Below are 6,444 nucleotides of genomic sequence, written 5' to 3'. Positions count from 1 at the left end.
AGCGTGGTGTGATCATCGCGCCGGGGTCCGTGATAAGTGAGTCGGCGTCTAGTTCACCAAAGCGCGATACTGATGTGGATATCTGGGTAAAAAGCATCAACAAGCCCGTGAACACGAGAAAGAGCCTTTTCGGGAAGTTCAAAGAGCCCGACGTGTTCTATCCGATCTACAACTCCGACTATAGTCGATGGCGCGCCAAGCATCATAGGGGCGGCGACTTTATGATATATTCACAACCCGTCTATCTAAAGCTGAAGAAACCTGTCGAAATAAAGCTTGGTGAAATATGCAGATTAGCGCCCTCCGAATCACTGGGCTAGCCATTCTTCTGTTTTTGCTGATTGGCTTTTCCATTCATATGACCAGACCAAATTATGGTCGGTGCGATTTTTTTGAAAAGGAACTGAATGGGGGGAAGAAGGAATTTGGGGGCGTGGAATATTACGCAAAGTTGTGTGGAGCGAATGTTCGGAATGGGCATGAAGTGAGGCTTCAGCTTTTTGACGGAACCGGAGAATTGCGCGCTCAACGCTATTTTTCATACTATGTAAATTCAGCAACCGAGCGAGAACTGGTAGATGGTGCCGGTGGAATCATATATTACGATGGCTCGAGCAGTGATGTGATGCAGTTGCTTGCGATTCCGCCTACCAAGTGGGATCGGATTCGCGCCCAACTACCTTTATTTTAATTGTGGTGATCGTGTGCAAAAGAAAAGCCTCCGACCCTTCACAAGCCGGGGGCTTTCGTCGTTCTGCGCCACTTCGGGTTGCCAGCCGATAGCACCTGCCGTCCACACCGCCATTCATCCAGTACGAGTCCCCGCAAACCGCCCAGTCGGCAACCCCGCGTAGCGTGTCTGCGCGACGAACACGCCGCCCGCGTGCGCATCGTCGGCCAGCGCGTCATCGCTCAGGTCAACACGCGCACTCGTCACATACAGCCGGCCTTCACCGTCGATGGCAACGCAGCTCGGCTGCGCGGTCGGCACTTCAACGCGATCCGTCTCGATCCCGTCCGGCCCATAACGCACCACGCGCCGCCCACCCCACTGCGCATTCCACAGCCCGCCGTCACGATCGACGATCGAGCCGTCCGGGTCGCCGTCTACATCCGTCAGCCGCGCGAACGGCCGCACATTGGCCACATCGCCCTCCGCGCGGTAATCGCACACGAAAATCTCGCGCACCAGCGAATCGCAGAAATACATCTTCGAACCATCCGGCGAGAACCCGATGCTGTTCGCGATCGCGGCCGGCGGCAACGCGAGCCGTTCGAGCGTGAGATCGGAATTGAGCCGATAGAACCCGCCGACCGCGCGCGGCGGCTCGGCGCCTTCGTCCTTCATCCCGAACACGAACGCGCCGGCCCCGTCGCAGCGCCCGTCGTTCAGCCGCGTGGGCAGTTCAGGCTCGACGTCGACGATCCGCGTGAACGCGCCGCTGCGCAGATCGAAGAACGCGAGATGGGTCGCGAGCCCGACCAGCAGCACGTCTGGATCGTCGGTCAGCGCAAAGCAGGCGAGCCGCTCAGGCATCGCCCACTGCGCGAGATCCGAACCGTCCGCGCGACAGCGCCACAGCCGCGCGCCTTCGATGTCCACCCAGTACAGCGCGTGCGTCCTGTCGCACCACGTCGCGCCTTCGCCGAGCGTGTTGCGGCTGTCGGCCAGCAGCGTCGCCGGCGCGGCCGGATGAGTCTGTTGCATGCCGTCTCCCGATATCTGATCTGTCGCGTTCGCGGGCGGCCGCGCCATCACCGAAGTCAGATCTTCATCGCGCGCCGCTGGTTGCGACGATACTGGTCGAACAGCACCGCGAGCAACAGAATTCCGCCGCGTATCAGATATTGGTAAAAGGTCGGCACGTTCAGCAGGCTCATCGCGTCCTGCACGGAGCCCATGATCAGCACGCCGACCAGCACGCCGGAGATCGTCGCGACGCCGCCCGTCAGCGACACGCCGCCGAGCACGCACGCGGAGATCACGCCGAGCTCGAGGCCGACCGACGTCTTCGGATCGCCGAGGCTCATCCGCGACGCGAGCATCACGCCGGCGAAGCCGGTCACGAGCCCCTGCAGCACGAACACCGCGATCTTGATGCGCATCACCGGCAGCCCCGCGAGCAGCGCGGCCTCGCCGTTGCCGCCGACGGCCAGCGCGTTCTTGCCGAACACCGTCTTGCGCAGCAGGAAGCCGAACACGACGAAGCCGACGATGTTGCTCCAGATCGGAAACGAGATGCCCAGGAACGACCCGCCGCCGAGATCGAAGAAGCGCTCTTCGGAGATCATCACCGCGTCGCCGTTCGACGTGATGAACGCGAGCCCGCGCACGACTTCCATCATCGCGAGCGTGACGATCAGCGAGTTGATCCGGTAGCGCGCGATCAGCACGCCGTTCACGAGTCCGACCGCGCCGCCCGCGAGCACGCCGGCCGCGATCCCGAGCACGACGCTGTGCGTCGCGGTGATCAGCGTCGAGGCGACCACCCCCGAGAACGCGACGATCGACGCGACCGACAGGTCGACTTCGCCGAGCGCGAGCACGAACATCATCGTCACCGAGATCGAACCGATCAGCGTGACCGACAGCAGCAGGCCCTGGATGTTGCGCGGCGTGAGGAAGTCCGGCACGGTCAGCGACAGCGTCGCGAACAGCACCAGAAACACCATCACGATGCCGGAGCGGTTGATCAGCTGCCACACGCCGCTGCGTGGTCGCACGGGCGTGGCCGCGGCGGCGGCATCCGGGGACGGGGAAGTACGTTGGGGTTGCATTGCCTGGCTCATATCAGTTCACTTGCTTTCCGGTTGAACAGCACGCCCGCTAGCGCGGCAGCGCGAGCTTGATCAGCGCGTCGGGCGTCGCGTGCGCCTTCGCGACCTCGCCCGCGATCCGTCCTTCCTTCATCACGACGATGCGGTCCGACACGCCGATCACCTCGGCCAGATCGCTCGACACGAGGATCACCGTGCGGCCCGCTTCCGCGAGTTCGTAGAACAGGTTGTAGATTTCGGCGCGCGCGCCGACGTCGATGCCGCGCGTCGGCTCGTCCATCAGGAACACGTCGATGCGTTCGGCGAGCCAGCGCGCGAGCACGACCTTCTGCTGGTTGCCGCCCGACAGCGCGCCGATCGGCGTGTCGCCGTCGCGGGTCTTGATCGCGAGGCGCTCGATGTATTTCTGTGCGAGTTCGCGTTCGCGTCGCCCGTCGAGCAGCACGCGCGCCGGGCTGAAATGGCGGCGCGCGCTGATGTTCAGGTTGTCGGCCACCGACGCGATCGCGACGATGCCTTCCTGCTTGCGGTCTTCCGGGCACAGCGCGATGCCGGCGCGCACCGCGTCGCGCGGGCTGCCGAACGCCACCCGCTTGCCGTTCAGCTCGACGTGCCCGGCGCTCGGTCGCACCGCGCCGTACAGCAGCTTCATCAGCTCGGAGCGGCCCGCGCCGACGAGCCCGAAGAAGCCGACGATCTCGCCGCGCCGCGCGGTGAACGACACGGGCTCGGCCAGCCCCGGCCCCGCCAGCCCTTTCGCTTCGATCAGCACGTCGCCGGCCGGGCGCGGCCGGTAGCCGTACACGTCCTCGATCGAACGGCCGACCATGCAGCCGATCAGCCGGTCGCGGTCGAGATCGGAGACGGAATCGAACGTATCGATGCGGCGGCCGTCGCGAAACACCGTCACGCGGTCGCACAGTTCGTAGACTTCCTCCATCCGGTGCGTGACGTAGATGATCGCGCGGCCTTCGGCGCGCAGCGCGCGGATGATCCGGAACAGTTGCGTGGTCTCGCGCGCGGACAGCGAACTCGTCGGTTCGTCGAACGCGATCACGCGTGCATCGCGCATCAGCGCCTTGCCGATCTCGATCATCTGGCGCTGGCCAATCGACAGATATTTCACCGGGATGCCCGGATCGATGTGCTCGCCGAGCCGCTCCAGCGCATCGAGCGCGCGTGCCGCGAGCGTGCGCTCGTCGACCACGCCGAGCCGGCTCGGCAGTTGCCCGAGCATCAGGTTTTCCGCGACCGTCAGCTCGGGCACCAGATGCAGTTCCTGGTAGATGATCGCGATGCCGGCCTCGAGCGCCGCGCGCGTCGACGCGAAACGCTGCGCGGTGCCGTTCAGCGTCAGCGTGCCGGCCTGCGGCTGGTTCACGCCGGACAGCACCTTCAGCAGCGTCGATTTACCCGCGCCGTTCTCGCCCATCAGCCCGTGCACTTCGCCCGCGCGCACCGACAGCGACACCGCGTCGAGCGCACGCACGCCCGGAAACGTCACGGTGATGCCGTCGAGCGCGAGCAGCGGGCCGTCCGGCGGCGTATCCGCTTCGGCGTCGTGGCCGGACGCGGCCGTCATCGTCTGCATCGTCATCGCGTTCTCGCCTCGCCCCGCTCAGATACCGAGTTCGGCGCGCACGGCCTGCCAGTTCGCGCGCGTCATCAGCTTGCCGCTCGTCTGCGTGTCGGCCGGCGGCGTCTTGCCGTTGCGAATCCAGTCGACGAGGTTCTGCGTGCTGTCCTTGCCGTGGTTCGTCGAGCTGACCGCGATCGTCCCGTAGAAGCCGGTCGGCTCCTTCTTCTGGAACTCGGCGAACGCCTCGCCAGCGCCGTTGATGCCGACGCCGATCACGTCGGCCGCCGGGATGTGCAGCTGTTCGGTCGCGCGCACCGCGCCGAGCACGGTTTCCTCGTTCAGCGCGTAGATCACCCATTTCTTCACGTTCGGATGGCGCGCGAGCACCGGTGCCGCCGCGCTGAAGCCGCCTTCGTCGTCGGTCGTCTTCTGCGGCGCGTCGAAGATGTTCTCCTTGCGGAAGCCGTTCGCGAGCAGCGCCTGGGTCGCGCCGTCGGTGCGCAGCTTCGCGGTCGGCAGCTCATAGTTGGTGATGCGCAGCGCGCCGACTTCCTCCGGCTTCCAGCCGCGCCGCTTCATCTCGTCGGAGATCGCCTGGCCGACCTGGTTGCCGATCTTGGTCGCCGACATCCCGAGGTGCGGCACGTTCGGCAGCGGCTTGCCGCTCGAATCGACGAGCTGGTCGTCGACCGTCACGAACTTCATGTTGTAGCGCTTCGCGCGCGACGCGATCGCCGGCCCGAGACGCACGTCCGGCGCGCAGATCACGAAGCCCTGCGCGCCCTGCGAGCCGAGGTTGTCGATCGCGGCCAGCACCTTCTCGCCGTCCGGCGTGCCGATCTTCACGACCGAGAAATTCTCCTTCTGGCCGAGCGCCGACGCGGCGTTCTGCTCGTTGATGAACCACGCCTGCTCGGGCATCTTCACGAGGAAGCCGATCTTCAGCGGCGCGTCGGCGTGCGCGGCGCCCGTCATCCCGAGTGGCGCGATGCAAAGCGCGGCCAGCAGCGCGCGCAGGGTGTGTCGACGGATCGTGTGAGTCGTGCGGTTCATGGGTGTCTCCTTTGTACCGGCTGATGCCGTGATGTGTGCCGTAATCAATCATTCGTCGCGCGCGCTTCTTCGTACCGAAGCGCGCGCGCAGGTTCAGCGGCCGAACGCGTCGGTCTGCACGCGCCGGCCGAACAGGAAGGCATCGGCGACGAGCCGCAGCGGCCGCACGTCGACGTCGCTTTCGCCACGCGCGATCAGCGCGTGGAAGTGCGCATACAGCGCCGGGTACTCGCGTTCGGGCCCGATCTCGACCGGCTCGCCCGCGATCGACAGTTGCGCGCCGCCGCGGCTGATCGCGAGCACGCCGTCGGCCGTGTCGACCGCGATCTCCCATTGCTCGACCGGGCCGTGGCGCCAGTCGAATTCCGCGTGCACCGGCACGCCGTCGGTATCCGCGCAATCGAGTTCGGCCGCGATCGGCATCTGTGCGTCGCTCGGCACGATGAGCGTCGCCTCGCGCAGCACGAGCTCGCGCGGCAGGATTCGCGTGACGATCGACAGCGCGTTGATGCCCGGATCGAACACGCCGAGGCCGCCCGGCTCCCAGATCCACTGCTGCCCCGGATGCCAGCGCCGCACGTCTTCCTTCCAGCGCACCTGCACCGCGCGGATCGTGCGTTGCGCAAGCCACGCGCGCGCCGGCTCGACCGCGCTCGCGCAGCGCGAATGCCAGGTCGCGAACAGCGTGAGGCCGCGCTCGCGGGCCAGCGCGTCCAGCGCGGCCACTTCGCCGAGCGTCGCGCCCGGCGGCTTCTCGAGCATCACGTGCTTGCCGGCTTCGAGCGCCGCGCGCGCCTGCGCGTAGCGCACCTGCGGCGGCGCGCACAGCGACACGGCGTCGAGTTCGCGCTCCGCGGCCAGCAGCGCACGCAGATCGGGATAGTTGCGCACCCCCGCGACTTCCGCATGGCGGCTCGCGCAGGCGGTCAGCGCGAAGCCCGGCTCGGCGGCGATCGCCGGCAGATGCTGGTCGCGCGCGATCTTGCCGATCCCGACGACACCCAGCGAAATCGGATCACTCATCCTGCATGTCT

7 protein-coding genes are annotated in these 6,444 nt (G+C 66.2%); 2 read left to right on the top strand and 5 right to left on the bottom strand.

Annotated elements, in window-relative coordinates:
• Both H3O04_RS36020 and H3O04_RS04845 read left to right on the top strand, forming a co-directional pair.
• Positions 1-320: DUF6402 family protein (locus H3O04_RS36020; RefSeq protein WP_237666177.1), on the top strand; the 320-nt coding region annotated here is incomplete at its 5' end.
• Complete coding sequence (locus H3O04_RS04845; protein ID WP_188200259.1) at positions 287-691, top strand: hypothetical protein; 405 nt, start codon at positions 287-289, stop codon at positions 689-691. The genes H3O04_RS36020 and H3O04_RS04845, both read left to right, overlap by 34 nt.
• A gap of 114 nt (positions 692-805) precedes the next feature.
• Here the strand turns inward: H3O04_RS04845 and H3O04_RS04840 are convergent, their stop codons facing one another.
• The 5 genes from H3O04_RS04840 to H3O04_RS04820 all read right to left on the bottom strand — a co-directional run bounded on the left by H3O04_RS04840 (position 806) and on the right by H3O04_RS04820 (position 6,433).
• Entirely contained in the window at positions 806-1,708 is a 903-nt protein-coding gene (locus tag H3O04_RS04840) for an SMP-30/gluconolactonase/LRE family protein (RefSeq protein ID WP_202587230.1), read from the bottom strand.
• A gap of 56 nt (positions 1,709-1,764) precedes the next feature.
• Entirely contained in the window at positions 1,765-2,790 is a 1,026-nt protein-coding gene (araH, locus tag H3O04_RS04835; RefSeq protein ID WP_202587229.1) for an L-arabinose ABC transporter permease AraH, read from the bottom strand.
• Positions 2,791-2,827: 37 nt separating this feature from the next.
• Positions 2,828-4,375 (bottom strand): L-arabinose ABC transporter ATP-binding protein AraG, encoded by a 1,548-nt coding sequence (gene araG / locus H3O04_RS04830; RefSeq protein WP_202587228.1) that lies wholly within the window; start codon positions 4,373-4,375, stop codon positions 2,828-2,830.
• Between the two features lie 21 nt (positions 4,376-4,396).
• Entirely contained in the window at positions 4,397-5,410 is a 1,014-nt protein-coding gene (locus H3O04_RS04825; RefSeq protein ID WP_006480238.1) for an arabinose ABC transporter substrate-binding protein, read from the bottom strand.
• 93 nt (positions 5,411-5,503) lie between these two features.
• Complete coding sequence (locus H3O04_RS04820) at positions 5,504-6,433, bottom strand: Gfo/Idh/MocA family protein (RefSeq protein ID WP_202587227.1); 930 nt, start codon at positions 6,431-6,433, stop codon at positions 5,504-5,506.
• Between the last annotated feature and the right edge of the window lie 11 nt (positions 6,434-6,444).

Origin of the sequence: Burkholderia sp. KCJ3K979, assembly GCF_016759955.1 — a bacterium.
Lineage (GTDB): Bacteria > Pseudomonadota > Gammaproteobacteria > Burkholderiales > Burkholderiaceae > Burkholderia > Burkholderia orbicola.
This window is presented reverse-complemented; position numbering and strand designations above follow the sequence as displayed.

Coding starts and splice junctions, on each gene's coding strand:
- H3O04_RS04845 (WP_188200259.1), top strand. CDS start 287: ATGCAGATTAGCGCCCTCCGAATCACTGGGCTAGCCATTCTTCTGTTT.
- H3O04_RS04825 (WP_006480238.1), bottom strand. CDS start 5,410: ATGAACCGCACGACTCACACGATCCGTCGACACACCCTGCGCGCGCTG.
- araG (WP_202587228.1), bottom strand. CDS start 4,375: ATGACGATGCAGACGATGACGGCCGCGTCCGGCCACGACGCCGAAGCG.
- H3O04_RS04820 (WP_202587227.1), bottom strand. CDS start 6,433: ATGAGTGATCCGATTTCGCTGGGTGTCGTCGGGATCGGCAAGATCGCG.
- araH (WP_202587229.1), bottom strand. CDS start 2,790: ATGAGCCAGGCAATGCAACCCCAACGTACTTCCCCGTCCCCGGATGCC.
- H3O04_RS04840 (WP_202587230.1), bottom strand. CDS start 1,708: ATGCAACAGACTCATCCGGCCGCGCCGGCGACGCTGCTGGCCGACAGC.